Genomic DNA, 26,777 nt, shown 5'->3' with positions numbered 1-26,777 from the left:
GCTGATAGCCATCTTTATGTTCGGCTTTTTATCCGGTTGTAGTAATACGAGTGGGGAGCCCACTAATTCTGAATGGCCTGATAGTAAGCGGGGAGGGGGACATTATTTTGATGGGCGAATAGACAATAACCCAATGCCCTATTTATATCCTCACCCACTGGGGGAACTCGAATATATATTTAGAATGGCAAAATGATGCCGAGGTATCTACAGATAACTATTCTACAAATAACTATAGTGCGTTTAATTACCCTTATGGTAATTCTGGTACCCACCTTAATGACTAACTTACAGCAAATAATGGCTTATCAATGTTCTATCTGCTATTACATGTCGCACATTGATAATTGCCTTTATTAAGTAGTTATAACTACTTTGATCACTATAGGGGATTTAACCGCCAGCGAGTTTCACGGTATAGCCTTTTTTCTCTAAAAATTCTTTTGCCATATCTCGCTGATCTCCTTGGATTTCGATGATGAAATCTTTCACACTGCCACCAACACCGCTTTTCTTTTTCAATTCTTTGGCGAGGGCTTTTAATTCTTTTTCGGGTAATTCGATACCGCTAATTGTTGTCGCGCCTTTACCTTTACGGCCTTTGGTTTCGCGGCGAATACGCACTATGCCATCACCTTCAGGTGCCGTTTCAACTTGTTTTTCTTCTTTAATACGGCCGCTTTCGGTGGAGAAAACCATGCGGATATTGTCATCGAAATGCATATCAATACTCATTAGCAATAATTAAAAAGGGTTATCAGCTTGGCTGAATTGGTATGATTATAACAAACAAAAATGAAAATGATAACCAAGCAGGGGCAGGGTAACCCAAACGTACTGAAATTGTTTAGGTACCGTCATCGGCTAAATTAAGCGCTATGCTCATGAATAATGTGGCTCAGTAGGCTGCCTTCTAATAGTGCTTTACGGACTAAAGCAACACCAGCCATTGATGGCTCATTTTGAAATTTAGCTTCATTAATCACTAGGTTTGGCACGAAGCTACCTAAAGCATGTTGTTGTACAGAGTGCTCAATCATCGGGAACATGAGTGCTTTTGCCGCCACGATCTCACCTTTGATTAACACTTTTTGTGGGTTAAATAAGTTAACTATGATTGCAATGGCTTGACCGAGTAATTTACTCACCCGTTGCAGTACTTGTACCGCTAATTCATCACCGTTATTTGCAGCAGTACAAATCGCTTCGATGGTCAAGTTTTCGGGCGTTAGACAGGTTTCATGACCTTGCTTAATTAACCCCTTGATCTGTTTCAGGATCGCTTCATTAGAGGCAATAGTCTCTAAACAACCATGACTGCCACAGTGACAAGGCAAGCCCAGCGGATCAATGCGAATATGACCGATTTCACCAACTTGGTTATTGTAGTTAGTAAAGATTTTACCGTTATTAATAATGCCGGAACCAACACCGTCATGCACAGACAATAATACGCTGTCTTGGCAATCTTGCGCCGCACCAAAATATAACTCTGCTAATGATAACGATTGGGTATGATTGGCAATATACGCAGGCACATTAAACTCTTCAGTGAGCATTTTTCCGAGCTGGATATCTTTCAAATTGTGTTTTGGTAGATATACAATGGTGCCTGATTCACGGTCGATCAAGCCGGGTGATGTTACCGCAATCGCGATCAGATGTTGTTCATTAGGGTTAATATTAGCGCTAATGAAGTCAGCTATTTGTGCTAATAAAAACGGGATCACATCATTGTTGGGAGCTGAGTCTAAAGCGACTCGGTAATCGATCAGCTTAGTGCCTGCAATGTCATGCAAGGCGATGGTTAAATTATTACGACCCAGTTTACAACTTACAAAGATAAATGGATCTATTTCACAGGTTAGTGAGATTGCCGGTCGACCACCTGTAGAGGCTTGTTGTGCAACTTCTTTAATTAACCCCGCCGCCATTAATTGACGTGTCATCTTAGTAATACTTGCAGGCGCTAGCTCGCTAAGTTTGGCTAAATCAACACGTGAAATTTGTTTCTGTTCATCGATAAGGCGATAAACAGAGGCGGTATTGACTTGTTTAATAAATTCAATATTGGCGACTGGGCTATGTTTCATAATTAGAAGCTTTTCACTTGTCCGTTTACGATCGTTTTGATAACAGTGAAGTCCGCATCAAAGGCTGTTAAATTAGCAACTTTGCCTTTGGCAATGCTACCGAGTTTATCGTCTACACCAATGGCTTTTGCTGGGTATAGATTTGCCATGCGCAGTGTTTCATCTAGCGGTATGCCAACATGTTTCACTGTATTTTCAACTGCTTCGATCATCGTTAATGCTGAGCCGCCTAGTGTACCATCGGCACCCACACATTTACCATCACGATAGAACACTTCTGTGCCCACGAAGTCAAAAGACTTGATGTCAGCACCTGCAGGCGCTACAGCATCAGTGACTAAGACTAACTTTTCGCCCATTAGTTTATGGCTCATACGCACATTCGCGTAATCGACATGGTGACCATCAACGATAATACCGGCGTAAACGTCTTTATGATCGTAAATTGCGCCTACCACACCTGGGTCGCGACCTGTAATTGAGCTCATAGCATTAAATAAATGCGTCGCAAAACGCGCGCCAGCTTCAAAACCTTGCATACACTCAGTATAAGTGGCGTTACTATGACCGACAGAAACCAATACGTCTGCAGCGCTAAGTTGCTGAATATGTGCTGGATCCGTATTTTCTGGCGCTAAGGTTACTTTGCTGATCACGGCACTGTGACTGCAGATATGATCGATCATGGTTTGTTCACTGCGACGAATAAGGTCAATGCTGTGAATGCCTTTTTTCGCAGTAGACAGGTAAGGACCTTCTAAATGCAAACCCAGTGCTTGGTTGCTGTGCTTGTCTAAATACGCTGCCATGGTATCAATAGCAGATTTCATTTCTGTATCAGTAGCCGTGATCAATGTTGGCAAGTAGCTAGTACAACCAAAGCGTTCATTGGTTTGTTGCATTATTTCAAGGGTGTTAATACTAATATCCGTATTAAACAATACACCACCACAACCATTGAGTTGTAAATCAATAAAACCAGCCGTTAAGCTTGCACCTGCAAGGTCAATACGTTCGATATCTGTTGGGCAATCTGTAAGCGCAACAAGATCATGAATGAATTCACCATCGACAATTACACAGTGCTCAGTTAACACTCTGTCGTTTGTGTAGATAGTACAATTAGTGAGTGCATACATGGACTTACTCCGTAATAAAGCTTTGAATGTTCTGTGCTTCTAATTCTGTAAAGTAGCGCACAGTTTTAACTTTTAATTCCATCGTTGCTGGTTCGTCACAAGCAATAATTGATTTTGGGTGTAACTGTAGCGCAGAGATAGTCCAAAGGTGGTTTACGCTACCTTCAACCGCTGCTTCAAGTGCTAATGCTTTGTTGTGGCCAGTGATCAACACCAAGATTTCTTGTGAGTCCAATAATGTACCTACGCCAACCGTCAGTGCTAGTCTTGGTACTTGGCTAATATCGTTATCAAAGAAACGTGAATTAGCAATCCGCGTGTCTTGTGTTAGTGTTTTGATACGAGTGCGTGAAGCCAGTGATGATGCTGGTTCGTTAAAAGCGATGTGACCATCAACACCTACGCCACCCATGAATAGGTTAATTTTACCGTAGCTCTTAATTTTATCTTCATAACGTTGGCACTCAGCATCAAGATCTTCTGCATTACCATTCAACAAGTTAACGTTTTTATCTTGAATGTTTACATGATTGAAGAAGTTACTGTACATGAATGTGCGGTAGCTTTCTGGGTGATCTTTATCTATACCTACATATTCGTCCATGTTGAAAGTAACCACGTGTTCAAAGCTAACGTCACCCGCTTGGTGTAATTTGATCAGTTCTTTATATGTAGTAAGTGGAGTACCGCCAGTTGGTAGCCCTAAAACAAACGGCTTATCTGCAGTTGGGTTAAACGCGTTAATTTTATTAACGATGTAAGCTGCGCTCCAGCGACCGACTTGAGCAGGGGTAATTAAAGGAATTAATCTCATGCGATACTCTCTATAGTTTTTAAATGGTAATTGATACTTTTTTTTAATTGTAAATTAAGTTTTAGGATCCAGCTATCAAAACTTACCTTTTTCTGCTCAAATCGTTGAAATAGATCACACTGCAGGGAATTAAAAGTGAATTTGGTTTGTCATTAACGCCATCTTACTTTACATTACGAAATAAGTTGTGGTGTAAGTACAAAGTCTGTTCTTTTAATGGAACTGCAACAGTTCTATAACAAGAACAAAACATTTAATTGGATTTTAAACTTAGATAAGGATGATGGCTGTATGTTTAGCTATTTACAAAAGATTGGTCGTGCACTAATGGTTCCAGTGGCAGTTCTACCTGCTGCTGCGGTATTAATGGGTATTGGTTATTGGATTGATCCAGTAGCATGGGGCGGTGAAAGCATGCTTGCAGCATTCTTCATCAAATCTGGTGCTGCAATCATTGATAACATGTCTCTTCTATTTGCTGTAGGTGTTGCTTACGGTATGTCAAAAGACAAAGACGGTTCAGCCGCGCTTGCTGGTCTTGTTGGCTTCCTCGTTGTGACAACGCTACTTTCACCGGGTTCAGTTGCTGCTATCCAAGGTGTTGGCGCTGACGAAGTGTCTGCTGCATTCGGCAAAATAAACAACCAGTTTGTTGGTATTTTGGTGGGTGTTATCACTGCTGAACTATATAACCGCTTCAGCGAAGTTGAGCTGCCTAAAGCGCTTACCTTCTTCAGTGGTCGTCGTTTAGTACCAATTGTTACTTCTTTTGTAATGATGGGTCTGTCATTTGTGCTTATGTTCGTCTGGCCAATGATTTTTGATGGTCTAGTAACTTTCGGTACTAGCATTAAAGATATGGGTCCTTCAGGCGCTGGTATCTACGCATTCTTTAACCGTATGCTTATCCCAGTTGGTCTTCACCATGCACTTAACTCAGTATTCTGGTTTGACGTTGCTGGTATTAACGATATCCCTAACTTCCTTGGTGGCGCACAATCAATTGCTAACGGTAATGCGACTGTAGGTGTTACTGGTATGTACCAAGCTGGTTTCTTCCCAATCATGATGTTTGGTCTATTAGGTGCTGCACTAGCGTTCATCCATACTTCTAAGCCTGAAAACAAAGCGAAAGTAACGTCTATCATGATGGCTGCTGGTTTCGCAACATTCTTCACGGGTGTTACAGAGCCTCTAGAATTCTCATTCATGTTCGTTGCGCCGGTACTATTCGTTTTACACGCATTCTTAACAGGTGTTTCTGTATTCATCGCTGCTTCTATGCAGTGGATTGCAGGCTTCGGTTTCAGTGCTGGTTTAGTTGATTTAGTATTATCTTCACGTAACCCACTTGCTGTTAACTGGTACATGCTACTGGTTCAAGGTGCTGCATTCTTCGTAATCTACTACGTTTCATTCCGCGCTATCATCATTAAGTTTGACCTTAAAACGCCAGGTCGTGAAGACGCTGGTGAAGAATCAGTTGCTCCTGCTAAAGCGGGTAAAGCTTCACACGCTGAAGTCGCGGCTAAAGTTTTCGAACTTGTTGGTGGTAAAGATAACCTAGTACACGTTGATAACTGTGCAACACGTTTACGTCTTGACGTGAAAGATTCTTCACTTGTAAATGACGCTGAACTTAAGCGCCACGTACCAGGTGTGATCAAGCCAAGTAAAACTGCGGTACAAGTAGTGATTGGTCCACAAGTTGAATTCGTTGCTAACGCACTTAAGAAACTTGTTTAATAGCCTTGTATAGAGATTAGCTACTTTGTAGTTAATCTCCAAGGGTTAAAAAGGGCGATGCATTTAATGCATCGCCTTTTTTTGTGGTTGAATTTTTTGAAGAAAACAACATAAAAAATGTAATAGGTCAGACCTGACAAATACTTACGCTGTGGAGTGTACACAGGTGTAGGGACGTTATATATTAAAAATCACTTTGTTGATCTAGATCAATTTTTGCTAGCGGTTAAATCAATGATTACATTCATTTATAAAACGGATAAAAATATGACTCAAGTTACTTTTCAAGGCGATGCTGTAAATATCTCAGGTACAATCCCTACGGTTGGTTCATTAGCGCCAGCTTTCTCATTAACTGCTGGAGACTTATCTGATTTAACTCTGGCTAGTTTACAGGGCAAGAATGTTGTACTTAACATTTTCCCAAGCATCGATACGCCTGTATGTGCGACTGGCGTACGTAAATTCAATGAAGCTGCTGCAACATTAGAAAATACAGTTGTGGTATGTGTGTCTGCAGATCTTCCTTTTGCGACAGGTCGCTTCTGTGAAGTTGAAAGCATTGCTAACGTACAACATGCTTCAACATTCCGCAGCCCTGAGTTTGCAGAAGCTTACGGTGTTGCGATTCCTGATGGTGCTTTACGTGGTTTAACGACGCGTGCTGTAGTATGTATCAATGCTGAAGGTGTTGTGACACACAGTGAATTAGTTGCTGAAATCACAGATGAAGCTAACTATGAGCTAGCACTTAAAGCACTATAACCATAAGTGGTTAAACATAAATAGTGACTTAAAGTTTCTAAACTTAGTTTGGAATAATGAATATGAAATAGCGCTGCAGGATCTGTAGCGCTATTTTTTATGCGGGTAGAAAAGTCTACTGGTTGTTGGTGAGCAAGGTTAATACTTGCTGATAAGGATAGGCTTGCAGCGCGGCAAAGTTACTGATCTTCTTGGCTTTCATTTTCATGAATAACGGGGTACTTATGCCGGATAAGAAACGGGTGATTAATACTGGCGTAGGCTGTTTTCCGCAAGCATTAATAAACGCTTGGCTGAGTTCGACAACGTGCTCTATCGATAGCGGTGGCATGCTGGCGGGTTGTGGCAACTGCGCAATGCGCCCCTGACAGACAGAGCAAGTTCCGCATTGTTCTGGCGCTTTGTCATCTCCAAAGTAAGTTGATAAGCCTTTGCTTAAGCATTGCGAACTCTGAATATATTGGCCTACTGCATGCACGCGTTTAATTTCACTTTGTTCTTTATTGGCAAATTGTTGATGCAGTGTTTCGGCTAATTGTTGGCTATCAAAGCGTGAATTTAATATCTGATATACATCGGTCATTAACTTGCTTTCAAGCACAATGTTATTGCGTTCATGCAAAAATTCCAGTGCGGTGATCACGCGACTACGCTGCTCTTGATAACCCTCACTCATACGTTCAAAGTTAACTGTTGCCCAAGTGCGTTTCGCCGGTGATGCGTTAAATATTTCTTCAATAAATACGCGTTTTTCATCATTGAATTGATTAAGTATTTGCGCTGGATCTTTTAAGAATTTAAAGCGGTATTCAGCAAAATAGGAATACAGAGGCTTGATGATGCCTTGCATTTCTAAATACACCAATAAGGTTTTTAACGGCGCTTGGCGCAAGTTACTACTCATCGATAACCCGTATAAAGTATGTTCCCATTCAGTCCCAGCTGCTTGGATTTCGCTAAGTACCGTTTCAATGCCATTGAGCTCGGGCGTATCACCGTAAACAAAGTTTTCGAGAATACTTTGGTTATCTAAATTAGCTAATACCAGACATTGTGAATCATTACCGTCACGACCTGCACGACCAATTTCCTGGCTGTAGTTCTCAATCGACTTAGGTAAATCAAAATGCACGACGTTGCGGATATTACTTTTATCAATGCCCATACCAAAAGCGATAGTTGCAACAATACAGTCGATGCCATTACGCATAAATTTTTGCTGCACTTCTTCACGGATCTCGGTGGGCATACCGGCATGATACGCCACGGCTTCAATCCCCGTTTGTTGCAGAGCGCTGGCTAGCTCTTCTGCCGTTCTTTGCAAGGTGACATAGACAATGGATGCTTGTCCGGCCTTTTTACCTAACCAACGAGTTAGCGCATGCAGTTTCTTGTCTTGGGCAATCGGGTGCATTAATAAGCTGAGGTTAGCGCGATGAAAACCAGTTTGTATAATATCTTCTGGTTTGATATTAAACTTGGTTTCCATGTCTTTAATAACGGCGGGTGTCGCGGTTGCCGTTAATAATAAAGCTTGTTTAATGTTTAGCTCTTTTTGGTACTGCGGCAGTTTCAAGTAATCGGGACGGAAGTTGTGTCCCCATTCTGAAATACAGTGGGCTTCATCGATCACCAATAATGAAATCGGTACTTGTTTGATGAATCTACGGAAGCGTTCATTCTTCAAACGTTCAACCGAGATCATTAAGATCTTAACTTCCCCCTCGCGTACCTTTGACATGGTCTCTCTGACTTCATCGACTGACATGCTCGAATCAATTTTAGCTGCCGCGACGTTATGTTTCTTTAAAAATAATAACTGGTCTTGGATCAGGGCTAATAACGGTGAGATCACTAAGGTTAAGTTTGGTAAATGTAATGCTGATATCTGATAGCATAATGATTTACCTGAGCCAGTTGGAAAGATGGCTGCACTTGAATTTCCACTGACAATACTGTTAATGACAGCTTCTTGGCCTTCTCTAAATTGATCATAGCCAAAGTAGTGTTGTAACGTCTGATGCAGCATATCTGTCTCTCGTATTATGAAACCAAAGGGCGGTTGAGCAGGGCAGTATATCGTTTTTTGTTGAAAAAGTGATCCTGTAGATGGGGATAAAAGTGTGGCAATGCTATATTTTTAACAGTCAATCATGATATTACAGGATGTATTATGAAGTATAAGCAACAATTTGGTGCTATTTTGCTATCGATTAGTGTATTGATGCACTCTGCAATTGCTGCCGCTGAGGTATTTGTCGCTCCGTTTGGTGGATATGGCTTTGGGTCGAATGATTTTTCAACAATCGATAGCAATACCCAAGAAGAAAGTTCAGTCAAAATAGCAGAGTCAGGGCATTGGGGCATTATGGCGGGTGTGACAACCCCAGATCCAGGTAGCATTTATTTACTTTATAGCCACCAATCCACAGAATTCAGTATTGGCGATAACTTAAATCAATCCGAGGTGACCGGTCTTGATACTGACTATTTACATTTGGGTGGCGCGTTATATTTCCCGCAAGGTAAGTTTCGCCCTTATATCACCACCAGTGCTGGTTTAACACAAATGCGCCCAAGTGGACGTTTCTCTAATGAAACGCATTTTTCTATGGCTATTGGTGGCGGTGCTGAATATGAATTGACACCCGATTTTTCACTATTCGCCGATTTACGTGGTTACGCAACATTTATTGGCAGTTCACAATCGTTATTTTGTAATAGCGGTAATTGTAAGTGGTTGGTTGATGCTGAACTCATGTGGCAAGGGCAGGTGAACCTTGGCGCAAAATTGACGTTTTAGATTGTGCTAGAGAGTTATTAGATTGTGCTAGAGAGTTATTAGATTGTGCTAGAAAGTTATTATTTGTTCGGTGTCGTTAATTTAAAAAAGTCCACGAAGACGGCATAAGGCTTCATGGACTGTCATTCGGTATTATTTAAATGTTGCGCTTAATTTTTCAATTTCTTCGGCGCTCTTGTTTACTTCAATGCCATAGTTATTCACTTGAGTGGCATGTATGGCATTTTGCTTAGAAATACCATCGATAGTATGGATACTTTGAGTCATTTGTTGAGCTACGATACTTTGCTCTTCAGCCGCGGTGGCTATTTGTGCGGTCATATCACTCACATCGTCAACATTGGTAATAATATGTTCCATTGCGAGTTCTATTTTTGCGCTATCTGCAGAGCACTCTTCCGCGTTAGCTTTGCTGGCCAGCATCACCTTGCTCCAGGTTGTTAAAGTATCTTGTAATTCGACCACAGAGTTCTGGATCTGTATGGTGGCTTCTTGCGTTCGACTGGCTAAATTTCTGACTTCATCAGCAACGACAGCAAAACCTCTACCTTGTTCGCCAGCTCTGGCTGCTTCAATTGCGGCATTAAGTGCTAATAAGTTGGTTTGATCGGCAATGCCTTGGATCTCACTCATAATAGCCGAAATATGATTAACATCATCAACCAATTCAAGCGCGTTTGAAGCAGCTTTATCAACGTCACTCACTAAATTATTAATTTTACCTTGGTTTTTTTCGATAATTCGAATGTTTGCTTGGCATTCATTTTGTACGATTAAGACTTTATCGTGGGCTTGATTGGTATTTAAACTGACCTCTTCAATGGTGGAACTCATCTCGGTAATTGCGGTTGCAAATTGGGTCAACTGATCACTTTCTTCTTGGATTCCTTCCAACATTTCTTGAGATGCTTGCTCTAATTCATTAGCCAGTTTTACTAGTTTTCGTCCGGAATCTTGGCTTCTGCCTAGGATGGTTCTGATCCGAGCTTTATATAATTCTAATGGATAAGAGATAATGCCTAATAAACCGTTACCTGAAAAAATAATACGTGACGGACTATCGAATAAAACTTTCGTTTTGGCGACGTAATTTGGAAACAAAAATAGTTCTTGGGTAAAAATCAGAGCAATAACACAAACAGAGACGAGTAGTACTATTGATGGCAGAATAGAATCGACATACGCCAAGTTAGTGAGAAAAGCCGCGATAATAACCACTGCTGCCATCATTCGTCTTACGTTAATGTTGGCCTGAAAATCAGAAACTGACTTGCCGTTGTTTAATGTATCATACAGTTTCTGAGCTTGTTGTTTTTGTATGGCATTTGGTAGTGTTCTAACCGATTGGTAACCGACTACTTTGTTATTCTCATAGACAGGTGTTACGTACGCATCTACCCAATAATAATCGCCATTTTTACAACGGTTTTTAACCATACCCCGCCACGAATCGTTACGCTTTAGCTTCTCCCATAAATCGGCAAAAGCGTCTTTAGGCATTGATGGGTGACGAACTATATTGTGGTGCTGACCGACTAATTCTTCAAGCGTATATCCAGCAACTGTACAGAATTCATTATTCGCGTAAGTGATCCTTCCATCAAGGTCAGTAATAGAGACTAATTGCGCTGACGATGCGAAAGTTCTTTCTTTATTTGTTGTATGAGTCATGTCTTCCCTTAAGCTCATAAGACAGCATAAATGAATGTGCCGACCGTATAATAAATTGAGGGGAATCAATAGACTACAATATGGATTAAAGTTCAAGCTCTAAAGTGTGAAGCATGTCACGATGGTGGTCATAAAACGCAATTTGAATCACAGTTATAACAATAAAATTAGGGATTTATTGATCTGAATCATGAGTCTTCCGTTATTTCACTTTAAGGGATTGAGTTATTTGGTTCTTTGGCTTAGCGCTTGAGTTTGAATCGGTATTAATGGGTCTCTTGAGCGCGGCAGTAACCGTGATAATGACCATCGTGATTAAGCCCGCTAATATCCCCCATAATGCTGAGCCAATATTCCACAAGGTAAAATCCGATGCGGTGACTAAAAAGGTCATGAGTGCGGCTTCTTTGTAAGGCGATTCAACAAAAGCTTGCTGTAAACTAGTACCTATAGTGGAGAACAGAGCAATACCGGCTAACGCATATATCAAGGCCGACGGCATGGCCTGGAACAAGGTCATTAGGCTTAACGCACAAAGTCCCATTAACAGATAGAAAGTGCCTGCACTGACCGCAGCCCAATAACGCTTTTTCGGATCTGGGTCGGCTTCTTCTGACATGCATATTGCTGCTGTGATCGCTGCTAAGTTAATACCAAAACCACCAAAGGGCGCAATAAGCATATTGGTGATACCTGTCACCGTCATTAATTTTGATACTGGGGCATGATAACCATGGGCTTTTAAAATGGCGATACCGGGCATATTTTGAGTCGCCATAGTGACAAGAAATAATGGTAAGCCGATATTGATTAACGCGGCGATACTCCACTCAGGCTCAATATATACCAGTTGGCCGATACTCCATTCTAATTCAGGAACGACAAACAACCCCTGCACCGATGCCGATGTAACTGCCACAATTAAAATCACTAACATAGCAAAGCGTGGAATAAGTGCTTTACAGACTAAATAGGTGATAAACATCAGACCAACAAGCTGTGGTGAAGCGTTCATGACATTAAATACCTCAATACCAAATGACAGTAAGATCCCAGCCAGCATGGCACTGGCGATTTGGAGCGGCACGCGATCCATTAACTTTTCAAATAACCCTGAAACACCTGACAGGGTAATTAAACAAGCGGAAAAGATAAAGGCAGCCACGGCTTCATTAATGCTAAAGCCTTGGGTACTGGTGATCAGTAACGCGGCACCGGGTGTTGACCAGGCTATTAATAATGGAGTGCGGTAATAGATAGATAAACCAATCGAAGTGAGGCCCATGCCAAGTCCTAATGCAAACACCCAACTTGATATCATCACTAAGTCTGCCCCAAGATTAGACGCGGCTTGATATATCAAGGCAATAGAGCTGGTAAAGCCGATTAAAGCAGCAATAAAGCCCATGTTTAATCTATTTAAAATTGTGCTGATCATTGCTGCTACTTCTCCAATTATCGATTACGTGATAAAGTGTTTGTACGTAATAACGCACAAATATTTATTCAAAATAGCACTGTATGTTATAACGCACAAGCTTCTTTTTTTACAGCAGACAGCTTTTAACAAATGAGTTATTACAAAGATAACTTTACAAAAAGAGCGATCACCAAGGGCATTATTATCAATATTCACACATCTTTAGGTAGTCGTCTTAAAACGGCGCGCAGTAACAAAGGCTGGAGTTTAGATAAAACCAGTCAACATACTGGTGTATCAAAAGCTATGTTAGGGCAAATTGAACGCGGGGAATCAAGTCCAACCGTGGTGAAATTATGGAATATCGCTAATGGTTTTGAGCTGCCGCTGTCTTACTTTCTGACCGACTTAGCGCAAACGCAGGCAGAAACTTCGGCCAATACATCGTTAAATACAGCCCTAAATAAATTGCAGAATAGTGAAGATGATATTCACATCGTGACATTATTTCCTTATGACCCACTGACTAAACTGGAAGTATTCCAGATCACTTTAGATCCACAACGTGAACATATTTCGGCACCGCATAATGCTGGCGTGGTTGAACATATCATTGCTGTTGATGGCACTATGGAATACTTCTTAGCACTCACAGCCGATGGCATTGCACAGCAGTGGCATGCCTTAAAGCAAGGGCAGAGTATTAAATTTAATGCTGACCAGCAACACGGCTACCGTAATATGACCGAGAAGCCAGTGACGATCCACAATATCATTAGTTATACCCAAACCTAATTGCCTGCGAACCATCGCCATTGGCTCATTTTTATTTTGCATCTGTGAGCGAATACCTTGTTTGAGGTATAAATAAATCTTAATATGAGGGTAGAGAAATCATATTCAGGAGTATGGATGTTTACATTAAATATTGGACCAGATTTACAGTTAGCATTGGTACAGCCGTCATTCGCTCGTCGTTATTTAGATATAGTGACAGCCGAACGTGCCTATATATCAAAATGGTTACCGTGGGCGACACATGCCAATAACGAAGCCTTCTTCCTTGAGTTTATTCGTAAATCATTGCAAGGATACGCAGAAGGTAAGTCGATGACTTGTGCGATTGTTTATCAGCATACTGTGGTGGGTAATGTCAGTTTTAACAGTATTGATCAAGAATTAAAAAAGGTTGTAGTGGGCTATTGGTTAAGTGAGAAATACCAAGGTTCGGGCATCGTAACCAAAGCCGTGAGCTTTTTAATTGAATACGCATTCTCTGAGTTAAACATGGACAAAGTCGAGATATGTGCCGCTGTCGACAATACCGCAAGTCGTCGAGTCTGTGAGCGTTTGAATATGGTGTTAGAAGGTATTATTAGTAACACTGAAAACGTTAATGGTGAGATAATCGACCATGCGGTTTACGGTATCCATCGCACTGATTTACGTTAGGATTATCAGTCCAACAATGGGATAATCGGTGCGTTAATTTGATTAGCTCGTTATAAAAAGCATAAGTAAAAAGGGTCTAGGTTGAACAATTATTTTGAAAGCCCATTCGTGGGAAAATCACTGAAAGAGCAGGTCACAAACCCAAACATTATAGTGGGCGAACACAGTTATTATTCTGGCTATTATCATCATCATAGCTTTGATGATTGCGCGCGTTATTTATTACCCGATCGCAGTGATGTTGATAAGTTAATTATCGGCAGTTACTGTTCTATCGGTTCGGGTGCGGTATTTATGATGGCCGGTAATCAAGGCCATCAACATCAGTGGATCAGTACCTTTCCGTTCTTTTACCAAGATAATGAAAACTTTGCCGATGCTAAAGACGGTTTTCAACGCGCTGGTGATACCGTGATTGGTAATGACGTTTGGATTGGCACCGAAGCGATGATCATGAGTGGTGTTAAAGTGGGTGATGGGGCGATTATTGCCAGCCGCGCCGTGGTGACTAAAGATGTTGCACCTTATTCTATCGTCGGCTCAAATCCGGCCAAGCACATTCGTTATCGATTTACCCAGCAACAAATTGAGATATTACTCGAGATCCAGTGGTGGACATGGACGGAAGCACAGCTGAAAGGCGCGATGCCGCTTATGTGCTCTGAAGATATCGACGGGCTATACCGTTATTGGGAAAGCCAAGTTCGAAGCTAATTATAAGCTTATATATGGAAATCATGGTTATATAGAAGGAACAGCTATATGGAAATAGCAGCATACTCACCGCAATATTTACCGGCATTACGTGCGCTTTATATGGCATCAAGGACGTCAACTTTCACTTGGTTGGATAGCCGCGGTTATCAGTTAACGGATTTTGATGCGCATGTTACCGATGACACTATTTATGTAGCCGTGACTGGTGACAGGGTACTTGGTTTTATCGCCGTTTATGAACCGGATAATTTCATCCATCATTTGTTTATTGCCGATGATGCGCAGGGTATCGGCGTTGGTACTAAGTTACTTGCTATGCTAACTGAGTTTAATGGCCGACCGCAGATATTGAAATGCCTGGTGAAGAATGAAAAAGCGATGCAGTTTTATCTTGCGAAAGGGTTTGTCGAGGTGGGTAAAGGTACGGGTGTAGTGGGTGATTATTTAGTGTTACGAAATGAATAAGCACAGCAAGGAAACTTGTTGTGCTTTCGTGTTTATTTATCGTTTACTAATATGGCGTTTTAAGCGGCAGGTTATAGCGACAAGTTCGCATCAATTTTACAATGAGCGAGCGACTTCATAACCTTCCCAGATACTCGCCATAATGGTTCGGGCTGCTTGGCTATCACCAATGTTAAACACATCTTCAACATCCAGTTCATTTGCTAACTCATCAAACAAGCTATGCTCTGCTTTATAACCCATCGCAAGGATAACGTGATCGACGCTGATTTCGCTCACTGCAGTTTGGTCATTCGCAGGGCAAATTTCAATGCCATTATCAGTGATTGATTTTAAGAAGGTTGAGGTTTTAATTTCAACGTTTTCTTGAACCAATAGTTCTTTAAGCATCTGGTAGTTAGCAAAACAAGTACCGTGTGGGCCACCGATAATATCGTCAGCACCTTCAACCAAGATTGCTTTTTTGCCTTTTTGTGCAAGCCACAGAGCCGTTTCGGAACCAACTAAACCACCGCCAATCACCACTACACTTTCGTCAGTGATTAGGTCTGGGTTCATCAGTACATCTTCTGCAATGGCAACATGTGCTTTGTCTTGTCCGGCTAACCAAGTTGGAGTCGTTGGACGAGAGCCTGTTGCAAAGATCACACTGTCTGGTTGTTCAGCTTCAATAGTTGCTTTCGTTGCCGTTGTATTCATACGTACGTCAACATTTTTACGAGTCAGTTCACCTTCAAACCATGTGATAAGTTGCTTATCATCGTGCTTGAATGGCGCTTGTGAACCAGGGATAACATTACCGCCTAGGTTATCTGATTTTTCAAACAGCACAACGTTATGTCCGCGTTCAGATGCAATACGTGCCGCTTCCATACCGGCCACGCCACCTCCAATCACCACCACTTTTTTCGCTTTATGCGTTGGTGTTAGTTTATATTCTTCTTCTCGACCACAGCGCGGATTGACTGCACATGAGATGTTGCCTATTTCAGCCATACGGCCGAGGCAGCCAAGGTGACAGGAAAGACATGGACGGACTTCTTCAAAACGACCTCGGCGGATCTTGTTAACCACATCAGGATCAGCAAGTAGTGGGCGACCCATCGAAATACCATCAGCGGCATGTTCAATGACAGCACGACTCGCCATGTCTGGGTTCTCCATACGACCAGACATCAGTACTGGAATATCAACGACTTCAGATACCGCTTTACAGTAGGGTTTGTACATACCAGGTTTGAAGTAGTTAGGCGGATGGTTCCAATACCATGAGTCGTAGGAACCTGCGTCGACGTTAAGGGCATCGAAGCCTGCATCTTGCAGGTACTTAGCTGCTTGTAAGCCCTCTTCCATATCACGACCCACTTCAACCGCATCTTCACCCGGTAGAATGCCCTCACCAAAGGATTTCATGTTACTTTTTACTGAGTAACGTAAGCTAACGGGGTAATCTTTACCACAAACAGCCTTGATACCTTTAACTATTTCTACCGCAAAACGGTAACGATTTTCGAAGCTACCGCCATACTGATCGGTACGCTTATTGAAAAACTCCATGGTGAACTGATCAAGTAGGTAGCCTTCATGTACCGCATGGATCTCGACGCCATCAAAACCAGATTTTTGGGCAATAACAGCACTTTCGATGAATTTATGAATAAAGTATTTAACTTCTTCCGTGGTGAGTTCACGGTGAATGATAGTAGGGTCGAAACGGTTAGGCGCTTCAGATGGTGCAATGGATTTGTCTGCTGGCGTAAAACCTGGCACACAAGAACGTCCCCATCCAGCTGTTAATTGAGCAAATATTTTTGTCCCATAAGCATGGACTCGTTCTGTCAGCTCTTTACCATTACGAATGTACGAAATGGGATGATTAGTCGGGCAAGGTAACGATGGCATTGGGAAGGGTTCAAGCGTATTCTCAACCATGTTAACGCCAGTGATGATCAAGCCTACACCACCTTTAGCCCTGGCGGTGTAATACTCAATACCACGTTGGTTATACGCGCCATCGGCATCCACACATCCAAGGGTACCCATAGGGGCCATAGAATAACGGTTTTTTAGTTTGAGCTTACCAATATACATAGATTCAAATAACACTTTATGCGATTGTTTTAACATTGTTTCACTCCAGTAACTGATGGTAACAATATTGTTTTTGTTACACTAACTGAGGTTAATTAGAACAATTCATTACGCATATTACTTTGCATTCCAAGCCATAGATTTGACACTTTAGGTCATTAGTAACTAAGTTGATTTGGATCATCCTTGGCGAGTCTTTTGCTCCATTCCGTTATGTTGATTTTGTCGGGCTGCAGCCAGTCCAGCGTTTAAAAGCGCGAGAAAATGTACTTAAATCTGAAAATCCTAAATGAAAGGCAATTTCGGTAATATTACTATGCGGTTGATTGAGTAGTTGCAGTGCTTTTTCAAGTTTATATTTCTCAACTACGCTCCGATAAGACATTCCTACTTCAGCTAATCGACGATTAAGAGTTCGCACACTGAAAAGCATCTGTGAAGCGATGCTTTCAGCAGATAAATTATCTAAATTAGCTTGCTTATCGAGCGTGTTATATACCTGTAATAAAATATCATCGGCTTCAAGTTGAGCGGCTTTATTAAGTAATAGGGAACGAGCGCTGGCATATATTTCAGGATTTTGTGTGACCAATGGTCTGTGAAGGTATTTACGCATTATGTGGATCTTTCTCACGGGCGAGCCTGTGGAAATTTGACAGCGCATTATTTTCTCAAATTCAGCTAAGCGATTATCATCATACGGCCAAGTAATGAGTTTCACCGCCAACTCATCGAGCTGATGCCCCGTGGTTTCATGAATAATCTGAACAAGTGTTGCCAGATACAACGTGACCCCTAAATGGGTGATGTGAGATTCTTTGTTTAACGGTTCTTGATTAAATAACCAAATTTCGGCATCCCCTTGCGGCGTCAAATGAAAACTGAGTCGAATAGGCGAACCTAGCGTAATACAAAACGCTGCCGCATCTTTTAGCAAGGTTAAAAGATCGGGGCATGTCCATAAACAGAGGGAGTAACTATCGAATGTAAGCGGCGTTACTTGTTTGGCTGCATCTAATGTAAATGTTGGATCACCCGAATTGAGATAGAGTTGATAATGAAAATCTCTGATTTCGCGAACATCCATATTCTTGCTCGATTCAGACGCCATAATACGATTTGAAGCACCATACGAAATTTCAATATTCACTTTATCCGCGGCTTTTGTTAATAGGTTCATCCAACCGGGATGAATGTAATACGATAACAATGGCTTAATCGATTTATTTTTTATTGGCATAACTCAAAAACAAGAATAATTAACTGTAATTCAGACTAATATAATCATGCACGCTTCACAACCGTTGACGTCCTATTCTGCATCGGCACATGTGTGACCCAAGTCTCAATTTTAATACTTGACCCGTTTTGTCATACGCTTGACCTGAAATGCAAAATCATTCAGACCTTTTATCAATATAGTAGAGCCAAAGAGCAAGGATTACGCGGCAGCAAATAAAAAGATCCTAACTGATAACAACGGAACGTTATGAGTGAATTTAAATACAGATAGGTTCTTATTTTCTATTATTGAGAGGTTATGATGACAACTTGGAAAAATACTTATGAAAGTAAAACTGTTTCTCTAACGGATGCAACCAAACTAATAAAATCAGAAGATAAAGTATGGGCTGGTGGTCTACTATCTACTCCGGTTCTGTTTTTACTTGAATTAGAAAAACGTGTCGAAGAAGTTAAAAACTGTGAGTTATATACGGGTCTTATCACTCATCCATATGGTTTTTTGAAACCCGAGTTTCGCAGTAGCTTTAAACATATAAGCCTGTTTATGGGGCCACTTGAGCGTAAAATTCAAAAAACGGGTAACGTTGAAACGATCAACTTCCATTTCTCTCATTTCCCGCAGCTATTTAATCAAATTCAACCCAATGTTATGGTTGTAGAGATGACCCCGCCAAATGAAAAAGGTTACATGAGCATGGGCGCTTGTGGTGGTGTCGGTAATAACGAAGCAATGAAGCATGCTGATACCATCATTGCCATTATCAACAAACACCAGCCTTATATTGCTGGTGAAGATAACTTGATCCACGTTGACCAAGTGACGCATATTACAGAGGGTCATCACCCTGTTGCGGGTCCTAAAGCTGGCGAACCATCTGAGCTTGAAAAGACGATCGCTTCACACGTTATCCCTTATGTTAAAAATGGTATGACGATCCAAATCGGTATAGGTACGATTTCAAATGCGATGGGCATGGCGTTAAAAGATCATCAAGACCTTGGTATTCACACTGAAATGTTTACTGAGTCAATGATGGAACTGTGTAAAGCAGGCGCGGTTAGTGGTGCCAAGAAAAACTACAAGCCCAACAAAATCATTACAGCGTTTACAGCAGGTTCGCAAGAGCTGATAGATTATGTTCACAACAACCCAGAAATAGAAATGGGTTGCGTATCGACAGTTGTAAACCCATATGAAATTGCCAAAAATGATAACTTCGTGTCGATAAATACTTGCATCATGGCTGATCTAACCGGGCAAGTTGCTTCTGAAGGTGTTGGTTTTAATCAAATATCTGGTTCTGGCGGTCAAGTCGACTTTATCCGTGGCGCACAAATGTCAAAAGGGGGGATCAGTATTCTTTGCCTTGCTTCTCTGCATAAAGGTAAAGATGGCCTCACGTCAACGATCCGTGTTGCTCTACCTACTGGTACCCCTGTGACAACACTACGTAATGATGTTCAGATTATTGCTACAGAATACGGCAGCGCTGATCTTCGTGGTCTTTCTGTTCCTCAGCGTGTAGAAGCGCTAATTCAAATTGCTCACCCTGATTTCCGTGACGCACTGCGCGAAGAAGCGGTTTTTGTCGGCCTTAGCAAGTAATCTGACTGGATATATAACGACTATTATTTAGTATTACGAAATGAATAAGCAGGCCATCGACCTGCTTATTTTTTGTTAAGAACTGTGGGTCAAACTATTTCTAATAACTTACTGTCTATCTATTGCTGTTATCTAGACTGCAGGCTTCTCGCTCACTTTACTTACTGGATACAATTGCGAACTACGAGTTACTTGCTGTTTCTAATATCTGAATGATTTCACTGAGTTCTTTGGTCGGATTAACTTCATATGTTTTTATAGCCCAATCTAATGCGGTTAACCCATTTTTAGTTTTAGCATTAATGTCTATTCCATGTTTCAGTAAAAATAAGACATTGTCTGTATTTTTAAGTAAGACCGCGGAATGTAACGCGTTTATATTACGGTCACTGGAATGATTTATACTGTTAATATCTAACCCATTATCTAAAAATATCTCAGCCGTCTGATACTTGTAATTATTCGAACCATTCAATATAAATTCAATACCCGTATTGTTTTGCAATTGCTGAATATCATTTTCTGTAGTTCCATTACCATTATTATCCGCATATGAAATAAGGTATTCAATATTCATAGATTCTAAAGCATATATAGCGATAGAGCTGGATATAAGCACTGCGGAGAGTGATGATACTAAGAGTATTTTTTTTATTTTTAGCACCATATTTTTTCGACGTCAGGAAAAGGAAAGTTATCAATAATAAAATTATCATAGAGAGAAAAGAGTTAAAAAAGTATAAATGTATACTCATTCAGTCAAATTGATAAGCAGGCCGCAACCTGCTTATTAATCACTACTTATCTTTTAGCTAACACGCTTTTCGCTCACTTTATCTACCAGATACAATATCGAGCGGTATTCAATTCCACTGTGCTCTGATAAACCAATCTCACATGTTCGGCTATTCGAATAACCCTCACTGCAATTGCTCGGTACTTGACGTGCTAATGGAGACAATGCCGATGCGTTTAATTCTGGGATGGTAAAGCCTTTATCACCGGCAAAACCACAGCATTGAATGTCGTCTGGAATAATCACTTGTTGCGCACAGGCTCGACTGACTTGTTCCATTACATCTGCTAAACCTTGCTTACGTGAGGTACAGGTAATGTGCAACATCACAGGCTCAGCTTGTGGCGTTATATCAACATGCGGCATCACGAACTCAGCCACAAAGCGGAACGGTTCATAAATCGCGATGTCTTTGGTCATCATCTCAATACTGGTACTCGCGCAGGGGCTGGTATCCATTAATACTGGTAGTTTACCCTGCTCAGATGCTTCCCATAATGCCGCTTCTAACTGCGCCGATTTACTCAAGGCGGTATCCACAAAACCTTTGCTCTTATACGGCATACCACAGCATTTTTCTGATAACTTGCTTGGCATAACCACTTCAATACCGGCTTTTTGTAATACCGCTTGTGTTACTTCAGCAAGTGGGCGGTTATCCATGGTATTCTTTGCAGTGCCCATATTACGTGCGGCACAACTTGGGAAGTAGACGACTTTTTTATGCGCCAGACCATCACTGGCTAATAGCTTCACTTTACCTGCTGCTTTCGGCATGCTCGGCGTCCATAATGGTACAGCTCCGCCACTGAGTTTACGGGTGGCTTTGGTCACAGTACGCATCACTTTAGTGCCTAATACACTGTGGATACCGTTCGCGACAGTTAACCCTGCTTGTGTTGCCGTTGTGATCCCAGAAAAGTGATCGCTACTCCAACGGGCTATAACATTGGCGATGGGTGAATGTTGTTGGCGTAACTTGCGAATGAGGTCACCGGTATTAATATCCACTGGGCAGCGCTCTGCACATAAACCTGTTGCGGCGCAGGTATCAATGCCTAAATATTTAAACGATTTCTCTAATTCGGCAAGACGCGCGGGATCTTCTTGGCTACGCTGTAAGCGGCTGATCTCTCGGTATACGGTATTACGTTGTCGGGGCGTTAGCGATAATTCGCGTGATGGGCAAACCGGTTCACAAAAACCACACTCGATACATTTATCAATCAGTGGGTCTGCTGCTGGCATGATTTTTAAATCGGTAATGTGGCTATTTTTATTATCATTTAAGATCACGCCGGGGTTTAAAATACCGGTCTTATCAAAGATGCGTTTGATTTCTTGCATCAAGGCATAACCTTCGCTACCCCATTCCAGCTCGACATACGGTGCCATGTTACGGCCAGTACCGTGTTCGGCTTTTAATGAACCTTGATACTCGACCGCGACTAACTGCGCCACATCGTCCATGAAACTACTGTAACGATTGATTTCTTTTTCTGTTTCGAATGCTTGGGTAAACACAAAGTGTAAGTTGCCCGCTAATGCATGGCCAAAGATGATCGCTTCATCATAATGGTATTTTTTTAACAAGATCTCTAAGTCACGTACTGCCGCGGCTAATTGTTCGATAGGAAATGCCACGTCTTCGATGATCACTGTGGTACCCACTTCACGCACCGCGCCTACTGCGGGGAACAGCTCTTTACGGATCGCCCATAACTGGTTGTAGATCTTGGTATCAGTACTAAATTCAATCGCGTCAGTTGGGGTAAACTGGTTTATCAATGCACTAATTTCGGCTACTTGCTGCTTTAACGCTGTTTCATTTTCAGCGTGGATCTCAACTAATAATGCCGCGGCTTCGGAATTTTTTTCAGTGGGGTAGTTGCCTTGAGATAGTTGAGTGATAAACGCTGGCATCCCCGGTCTATCTGCCACCGAATTTAAGGCGCGATTATCCATTAACTCCACAGCGGCAACACTGGTATTAGCAAGTGCGCTTACGGCCAAACAAGTTTGCTCAATATCGGCAAATAAATACAGACCCGTGGCTTTGAAACTATGGTCGATCACCGTATTGTAAGTGACATCCGCGATGAAGCCCAACGTGCCTTCCGAACCAATAAACAAATGCTGTAACACATCAATCGGGTCGCTGTAATCGGTTAACGAATTAAGGCTGTAGCCTGTGGTATTTTTAAGGCGGTATTTGTGGCGGATCTTATCGGCTAATGGGGTATTGTCTTTACACGCTTGCGCAAGGTTAGTCAGATCATCGAGCATCTCGTGATGACTGATTTTAAATTGCGCCACACTATAACTGTCTAAGGTATTCAGTACGGTACCGTCGGCGAGTACCACTGTCATGCCTGCTAAGGTTTGATAACTGTTTTGCGCGGTGCCACAACACATTCCCGAGGAATTGTTGGCGGCAATACCACCGATCTTACAGGTATTGATCGAGGCTGGATCTGGACCTATCTTACGTTGATAAGGGGCTAAGATCTTATTGGCGTCAGCACCGATAATACCCGGTTGTAGCCAGATCTGTTTGCCGTTGTCTAAGACTTTATGTTCGCGCCAATCAGAGGTCAGCATGATAAGTACCGAGTCTGACAAGGCTTGTCCTGATAAGCTAGTGCCTGCTGCGCGGAAGGTCACGGGGATAGCCATGTCATAGCAAGTCTTAATGACCAATACCACTTCGTCTAAATTAGCCAGTTGTAAGATCAGCTTTGGCACTAAGCGATAGAAACTGGCATCCGTTCCGTAAGCGAAAGTGAGCGTCGGGTCGGTGATAATACGTTTTTCATCAATGGACTGGCGTAATTTTCTAATCAGTATGTGGTAAGGGTCAGACATTGCAGGCTCCTAATAATGCGGCGATGTTATTTTTATTTTGTTTTTAATGTGCCACATTATGTTTATTTAATTTTGTAATGATGCGGTTCAAACATAGTACCGTCATTAAACTGTTTGATATACTAGCCCGATTACACATGACTGTTTCATAAAGTGGACCAATAATGCGAAGTACCGATGATTTTTTAATTTTTTATCACCTAATCGAACAAGGTTCTTTTAGTAAAGCTGCTGATATTGTTGGTTTAACTAAGTCAGTAGTGAGTAAACACATTACCCGTTTAGAAAAAGAAATGGGTGTGCAATTGATCTTCCGTACCACGCGTAAGTTAACGTTAACGGAAGCCGGTAAAGTGTTTTTTGAACACGCCAGAACCATATACCAATCGGTGCAAGGTGCCGTTGATGCCATGAATGGGCTAGGGGATAGTTTGTCCGGCTCTATTCGGTTAACCGTACCGACTGTGTCTGGCGAAATAATCCTAGCCGAAGCGATAGCAGATTTTAGTATCAGTTACCCCGATATTCATGTGCATATGGATCTGGACAATAGCTTTGTCGATTTAATTGATAACAACTTTGACTTGGCTATCCGTACTGGTGCATTACAGGATTCGAGCTACATTGCCCGCCGTCTAGTACAAGCGCAATGGGTGATCTGTGCATCGCCAGCCTATTTAGCTAACAACGGCACACCGAAACGCCCCCAGGATTTAGAAAAATATAATTGTTTGGCGTACAGTCATCAAGAAAGCGGCGCGAATGAGTGGTTGTTTAAAGGCCGTGAAGCAGACTACAGCGTAAAAATATCAGGTAATTTCAGTACCAATAACTCTGCGGCATTACGCAAAGCGGCGTTGTTTAATTTAGGGCTGATATATGTACCTAAAGTGCTGGTGGCCGATGATTTACAAGCGGGAACCTTGGTTGAAGTATTGCCAAAACAGGTAGCTAAGTCGTTAGGTATCTATGCTATTTACCCGTATACCAAGCTTCAGCCATTAAAAGTGAAGTTGTTTATCGAACACATTTATCAGTTTTATCAACGCCAAGCAGATAACTTTAGTTAAGCGTTGACGAACGACCAACAGAATACATGCCAACAAAAAAATAAGAAAACAGCAAGGATGATAATGATGCTTAAATACAGTGAGATGTTACTTGACCGTGCATCTAATCAACGTAAAAGCCCCGAGTGGCTAGCAACTCAAAAGAATAATAATAGCCGTTGGGTATTAACCCACACAGATCAAAACTATTTTAATAAAGCGAATAACGCACCGTTATTTTTAACGCTTGAGGCTGTCCAGCATCTTAATTTAGAGGACGCTGTATTTTTAGGGCTTGATGAAAATAATGACAATACGCCTTATTTTGCGTTGGACTTAACCCATGTTGATGACGTGTTAGTGGCGGCATTTTTGCTTGAGGGTGAATTTAGCGATCTGCGTAAAGTCGCGGTGATACTGGATAACCAATCGGCTTCACTACTGGCACTGGCGCGTGGTTTAGGTTTTTGGCATCGTTCGCATGGTTTTTGTGGACGCTGTGGCACGGTGAATAAATCCGCGACTGCGGGACATGCGCGATTATGTACTAATCCAGATTGTAAGCATCAAACATTCCCACGTACCGATCCTGCGGTGATCATGATTGTGCGAAAGCTGTTTGCAGATGGTATTGAGCGTTGTCTGTTAGGCCGTCAAGTCGAATGGCCAGAAGGCGTGTACTCGACCTTGGCAGGTTTTGTTGATCCCGGTGAAACATTAGAAACTGCTGTTGCCCGAGAAGTACAAGAAGAGTCGGGTATTGCCGTTACCAACGTGCAGTACTTAGCCTCACAGCCTTGGCCATTTCCATCCTCTATCATGCTCGGTTTTATTGCCGATGCCAGCAGTGATGATATTCAGGTCGATAAACATGAAATCGATGATGCCCGCTGGTTTTCTCGCGCTGAAATACAATCGTTTGGCGAGTGGGGTGATGACGCTCCCGGCTTTAAAGTACCAAGAGGCGATTCAATTTCGAGTTATTTAATTGCTCACTGGCTTAGTCTAGGGGATTAATTTTTGTAGTCGTACAGTTAGTTACGTCGTTATAAGACGGCGTATTACCTCGTTAAATACAGCCTTTTCCATGTCATACAGGCAGATAAATGAAAGATTTTTTACAGCACAGAGCCTATCAGATCGTATTTTTTAATGCCTTGGCTACTAGCGGTAGCCTAACTAAGGCGGCAGAGATGCTCAAAGTGTCTGTCTCCCATGTGAGTAAGCAACTGCATAGTTTGGAAGAAGATCTGGGTGTTCAGCTGATTAATCGCAGCACCCGAACTCGAACCCTGACTGAAGAGGGCAAGCGTTATGCGGAATACAGTGCCCAAATAGTTTCCCTTATTCAGGAGGCTGATACTTTGGTGACTGATACCCGAGATGAAATTTCAGGTCATATTCGTCTGGCACTGTCGCGATCTTTTGCCACATTGCATATCATCCCGGCTTTGGATAAGCTGCAAAAAAAATATCCACAACTCACTATCGATGTCAGCTTGTTCGATCACAAGGTTGATATGCTGGCGGAGGACATCGATCTCTGGGTCACCACTTATGAAGATATTAGCGAAGGTTATGTAGCTCAGCGCATCGCTGATACTCGCTTCTTGTTACTCGCCGCGCCCGAATATTTGCAGGCTCATGGTACTCCGCAACATCCGGATGAGCTGACCCAGTACAATTGCGTGACTTACCACAGCAAGAGTCGTAGTTGTAATCATTGGTCTTTCGCCAGAGGGGATGAAGAATTCAGCATCAGTGTCTCAGGAAACTACCGTGTCAACCTCGCTGAAGCGGTCAGAGATGCATTGATTGCTGGCAAAGGCATCGGTTATCTTGCCAGTTATCTGCTCACCGATGAATTGGAAACTGGTAAACTGGTGCAGCTGTTACCAGACTGGCGCGCTAATCAAAAGATGCCAGCCTATGCCGTCTATCCACGCAATAAGCATTTACCAGCCAGAGTGAGAACGACCATTAATTTCTTGAAAGACACCATAGGTCATCCGCCATATTGGGATAAAGCATTAGCCAAAT

22 protein-coding genes are annotated in these 26,777 nt (G+C 42.0%); 11 read left to right on the top strand and 11 right to left on the bottom strand.

The window, feature by feature from the left end; genetic code table 11:
* Nucleotides 1-393 precede the first annotated feature (393 nt).
* The 4 genes from yciH to nagB form a co-directional block, all read right to left on the bottom strand.
* Complete coding sequence (yciH, locus tag PE36_RS01815; protein WP_043993643.1) at nucleotides 394-723, bottom strand: stress response translation initiation inhibitor YciH; 330 nt, start codon at nucleotides 721-723, stop codon at nucleotides 394-396.
* 146 nt (nucleotides 724-869) lie between these two features.
* Nucleotides 870-2,093, bottom strand: coding sequence for an ROK family protein (locus PE36_RS01810; protein ID WP_006030228.1), 1,224 nt, complete (start codon nucleotides 2,091-2,093; stop codon nucleotides 870-872).
* Between the two features lie 2 nt (nucleotides 2,094-2,095).
* Nucleotides 2,096-3,232: an N-acetylglucosamine-6-phosphate deacetylase gene (gene nagA / locus PE36_RS01805; protein ID WP_006030227.1), complete on the bottom strand. Its 1,137-nt coding sequence runs from the start codon at nucleotides 3,230-3,232 to the stop codon at nucleotides 2,096-2,098.
* A 4-nt stretch (nucleotides 3,233-3,236) separates the two neighbouring features.
* Nucleotides 3,237-4,046 (bottom strand): glucosamine-6-phosphate deaminase, encoded by an 810-nt coding sequence (gene nagB, locus PE36_RS01800; RefSeq protein WP_006030226.1) that lies wholly within the window; start codon nucleotides 4,044-4,046, stop codon nucleotides 3,237-3,239.
* 291 nt (nucleotides 4,047-4,337) lie between these two features.
* On the opposite strand from nagB, the gene nagE reads away from it, so the two are divergent.
* Nucleotides 4,338-5,792 carry an N-acetylglucosamine-specific PTS transporter subunit IIBC gene (nagE, locus tag PE36_RS01795; RefSeq protein ID WP_043993726.1) on the top strand — a complete coding sequence of 485 codons (1,455 nt, stop codon included), beginning with the start codon at nucleotides 4,338-4,340 and terminating at the stop codon, nucleotides 5,790-5,792.
* Nucleotides 5,793-6,059: 267 nt separating this feature from the next.
* Complete coding sequence (gene tpx / locus PE36_RS01790) at nucleotides 6,060-6,557, top strand: thiol peroxidase (RefSeq protein ID WP_043993724.1); 498 nt, start codon at nucleotides 6,060-6,062, stop codon at nucleotides 6,555-6,557.
* 115 nt (nucleotides 6,558-6,672) lie between these two features.
* Here the strand turns inward: tpx and PE36_RS01785 are convergent, their stop codons facing one another.
* Nucleotides 6,673-8,586: an ATP-dependent DNA helicase RecQ gene (locus tag PE36_RS01785; protein ID WP_006030223.1), complete on the bottom strand. Its 1,914-nt coding sequence runs from the start codon at nucleotides 8,584-8,586 to the stop codon at nucleotides 6,673-6,675.
* A gap of 144 nt (nucleotides 8,587-8,730) precedes the next feature.
* Between PE36_RS01785 and PE36_RS01780 the strand changes: the two genes are divergently transcribed.
* Complete coding sequence (locus tag PE36_RS01780; protein WP_006030222.1) at nucleotides 8,731-9,360, top strand: outer membrane beta-barrel protein; 630 nt, start codon at nucleotides 8,731-8,733, stop codon at nucleotides 9,358-9,360.
* Between the two features lie 132 nt (nucleotides 9,361-9,492).
* On the opposite strand, the gene PE36_RS01775 is transcribed toward PE36_RS01780, so the two are convergent.
* Both PE36_RS01775 and PE36_RS01770 read right to left on the bottom strand, forming a co-directional pair.
* The gene (locus PE36_RS01775; protein ID WP_006030221.1) at nucleotides 9,493-11,031 is read right to left on the bottom strand and encodes a PAS domain-containing methyl-accepting chemotaxis protein; all 1,539 of its coding nucleotides are present in this window, start codon (nucleotides 11,029-11,031) and stop codon (nucleotides 9,493-9,495) included.
* Nucleotides 11,032-11,233: 202 nt separating this feature from the next.
* Nucleotides 11,234-12,469 carry a benzoate/H(+) symporter BenE family transporter gene (locus tag PE36_RS01770; protein WP_083797960.1) on the bottom strand — a complete coding sequence of 412 codons (1,236 nt, stop codon included), beginning with the start codon at nucleotides 12,467-12,469 and terminating at the stop codon, nucleotides 11,234-11,236.
* A 132-nt stretch (nucleotides 12,470-12,601) separates the two neighbouring features.
* On the opposite strand from PE36_RS01770, the gene PE36_RS01765 reads away from it, so the two are divergent.
* The 4 genes from PE36_RS01765 (at nucleotide 12,602) to PE36_RS01750 (ending at nucleotide 15,085) form a co-directional block, all read left to right on the top strand.
* A complete protein-coding gene (locus PE36_RS01765) occupies nucleotides 12,602-13,246 on the top strand; it encodes a helix-turn-helix domain-containing protein (protein WP_006030218.1) in 645 nt (214 codons plus the stop codon).
* A gap of 117 nt (nucleotides 13,247-13,363) precedes the next feature.
* On the top strand, nucleotides 13,364-13,903 hold the full coding sequence (locus PE36_RS01760; RefSeq protein WP_006030217.1) for a GNAT family N-acetyltransferase: 540 nt from the start codon (nucleotides 13,364-13,366) through the stop codon (nucleotides 13,901-13,903).
* A gap of 81 nt (nucleotides 13,904-13,984) precedes the next feature.
* Nucleotides 13,985-14,617 carry a type B chloramphenicol O-acetyltransferase gene (catB, locus tag PE36_RS01755; protein ID WP_006030216.1) on the top strand — a complete coding sequence of 211 codons (633 nt, stop codon included), beginning with the start codon at nucleotides 13,985-13,987 and terminating at the stop codon, nucleotides 14,615-14,617.
* A 48-nt stretch (nucleotides 14,618-14,665) separates the two neighbouring features.
* The gene (locus tag PE36_RS01750; protein WP_006030215.1) at nucleotides 14,666-15,085 is read left to right on the top strand and encodes a GNAT family N-acetyltransferase; all 420 of its coding nucleotides are present in this window, start codon (nucleotides 14,666-14,668) and stop codon (nucleotides 15,083-15,085) included.
* A 96-nt stretch (nucleotides 15,086-15,181) separates the two neighbouring features.
* Here PE36_RS01750 and PE36_RS01745 read toward each other — a convergent pair whose 3' ends face one another.
* A complete protein-coding gene (locus PE36_RS01745; protein ID WP_006030214.1) occupies nucleotides 15,182-17,212 on the bottom strand; it encodes an FAD-dependent oxidoreductase in 2,031 nt (676 codons plus the stop codon).
* Nucleotides 17,213-17,387: 175 nt separating this feature from the next.
* Nucleotides 17,388-18,416, bottom strand: a complete 1,029-nt coding sequence (locus PE36_RS01740; RefSeq protein WP_006030213.1) for an AraC family transcriptional regulator — start codon at nucleotides 18,414-18,416, stop codon at nucleotides 17,388-17,390.
* 300 nt (nucleotides 18,417-18,716) lie between these two features.
* On the opposite strand from PE36_RS01740, the gene PE36_RS01735 reads away from it, so the two are divergent.
* Nucleotides 18,717-20,027: an acetyl-CoA hydrolase/transferase family protein gene (locus tag PE36_RS01735; RefSeq protein ID WP_006030212.1), complete on the top strand. Its 1,311-nt coding sequence runs from the start codon at nucleotides 18,717-18,719 to the stop codon at nucleotides 20,025-20,027.
* Nucleotides 20,028-20,208: 181 nt separating this feature from the next.
* Here PE36_RS01735 and PE36_RS01730 read toward each other — a convergent pair whose 3' ends face one another.
* The gene (locus tag PE36_RS01730; RefSeq protein ID WP_083797959.1) at nucleotides 20,209-20,694 is read right to left on the bottom strand and encodes an ankyrin repeat domain-containing protein; all 486 of its coding nucleotides are present in this window, start codon (nucleotides 20,692-20,694) and stop codon (nucleotides 20,209-20,211) included.
* 141 nt (nucleotides 20,695-20,835) lie between these two features.
* A complete protein-coding gene (locus tag PE36_RS01725) occupies nucleotides 20,836-23,688 on the bottom strand; it encodes an FAD-binding and (Fe-S)-binding domain-containing protein (protein WP_006030210.1) in 2,853 nt (950 codons plus the stop codon).
* A 164-nt stretch (nucleotides 23,689-23,852) separates the two neighbouring features.
* Between PE36_RS01725 and PE36_RS01720 the strand changes: the two genes are divergently transcribed.
* The 3 genes from PE36_RS01720 to PE36_RS01710 all read left to right on the top strand — a co-directional run.
* Nucleotides 23,853-24,758, top strand: coding sequence for a LysR family transcriptional regulator (locus tag PE36_RS01720; protein ID WP_006030209.1), 906 nt, complete (start codon nucleotides 23,853-23,855; stop codon nucleotides 24,756-24,758).
* 66 nt (nucleotides 24,759-24,824) lie between these two features.
* Nucleotides 24,825-25,754 (top strand): NAD(+) diphosphatase, encoded by a 930-nt coding sequence (gene nudC, locus PE36_RS01715; RefSeq protein WP_043993717.1) that lies wholly within the window; start codon nucleotides 24,825-24,827, stop codon nucleotides 25,752-25,754.
* Between the two features lie 89 nt (nucleotides 25,755-25,843).
* Nucleotides 25,844-26,777 (top strand): LysR substrate-binding domain-containing protein (locus tag PE36_RS01710; RefSeq protein WP_006030207.1); only part of this gene is annotated, 934 nt, incomplete at its 3' end.

This window comes from Moritella sp. PE36 (assembly GCF_000170855.1).
Classification (GTDB): Bacteria; Pseudomonadota; Gammaproteobacteria; order Enterobacterales; family Moritellaceae; genus Moritella.
This window is presented reverse-complemented; position numbering and strand designations above follow the sequence as displayed.